Source organism: uncultured Tateyamaria sp., from assembly GCF_947504105.1.
Lineage (GTDB): Bacteria > Pseudomonadota > Alphaproteobacteria > Rhodobacterales > Rhodobacteraceae > Tateyamaria.
This window is the reverse complement of the sequence record NZ_CANNGP010000139.1, coordinates 1-1,032: the sequence shown is the minus strand read 5'-3', so window position 1 is coordinate 1,032 and position 1,032 is coordinate 1. Positions and strand designations below refer to the sequence as shown.

At 54.9% G+C, this 1,032-nt stretch carries 2 protein-coding genes; both read right to left on the bottom strand.

All coding sequences use genetic code 11. The annotated features are described in order from the left end of the window. Positions 1-147 precede the first annotated feature (147 nt). Entirely contained in the window at positions 148-459 is a 312-nt protein-coding gene (locus Q1A75_RS23930; RefSeq protein ID WP_366142239.1) for a TraR/DksA C4-type zinc finger protein, read from the bottom strand. 43 nt (positions 460-502) lie between these two features. After that, positions 503-715, bottom strand: coding sequence for a DUF2892 domain-containing protein (locus Q1A75_RS23925; protein ID WP_299593580.1), 213 nt, complete (start codon positions 713-715; stop codon positions 503-505). Positions 716-1,032 lie beyond the last annotated feature (317 nt).

The following is a 1,032-nucleotide window of genomic DNA, read 5'->3' as shown; positions in this document are numbered from 1 at the left end:
TCAAACTCGCCAAGCGCTGGAAGCCAAAGGGAAAGCGCCCCAATTGATCAAGGTGGGGTCAAAGCAACGCTTACGGTGTATCGACACCCATACCTTCCGATCTGATTGCACTGGCGGCTTACATCGAGAGTATTCAGCGTTAGAAAATCATGCAGCGTCGGATTGTGCTGCCCGTGCGCAATCCTTGCACAGCATGGTGTAGAGTACGGCGCGCAGCCGGGCGTCTGAAATCCGTTTACCGCAGTTCTGGCAGGTACCATAAGTCCCGTCCGCTATACGGCTGAGTGCAGTTTGCAAAAGCACCGCTTCCTTTTGGGCGGCAAGACCAATGCCTTCAAGAGCTTCATCATCTTCGAGATCGATGGCTTGTTCACCCAAACCCTTGGATTTGGGGTGGTCGAGCTCGGTTTCGATATCACGCATCCGAGCCGTCAACTCTGATAGACGGGCGTTGATCAAGTCCCCGAACGAGGTGAAATCCGGCGTCCGGCGGAGCTCCTGATCAAGCCTTGCAGGTCGAAAGACCGAAGATGCGATAGACCGGGCAGAAACTGAAAGCCGCTGTGGCAACCAGGATACAGCCCACGGCGATCGTGATGTATACCGCTGTGTCGCTGGTCCAGATCGGCGGTACATTTCCCAGTGGTGCCAGCACAAGCACCAGCCCGGCCAACGCACGGATCAGACGGTCAACGCGCCCTAAATTAGAGGTCATGTCGTACTCTCCCTTTACTCAGTGAAGGATCGGTTCTTGCGCGGTGGACATATGCGCTCTGGCCAAGGACAAGGCACGAAGGCGTGTCGATAGGCTGTCAAAAAACAGGTCGCGGAACCCACGGTCGCGCGCCAGAAGGTGCGTGCAGGCTTTGTAATCTATACTCAGGATCTCCATGTCGCATGTCACCAGAAAGTCCGTTTTGTGAATTTCGGAGCTGAGGACCACTGTCGGTGCAGACAGTGTCCGTCGTCATGGTTTTTGGGGCCAATGGCGGTCTAAACTAAGAGAGAGTTTGGCTCATCTGATTGGTTTGA

What these genes read in the sequence shown, in the direction of transcription:
- Q1A75_RS23925 (WP_299593580.1), bottom strand. Translation starts at nt 715, where the DNA reads ATGACCTCTAATTTAGGGCGCGTTGACCGTCTGATCCGTGCGTTGGCC.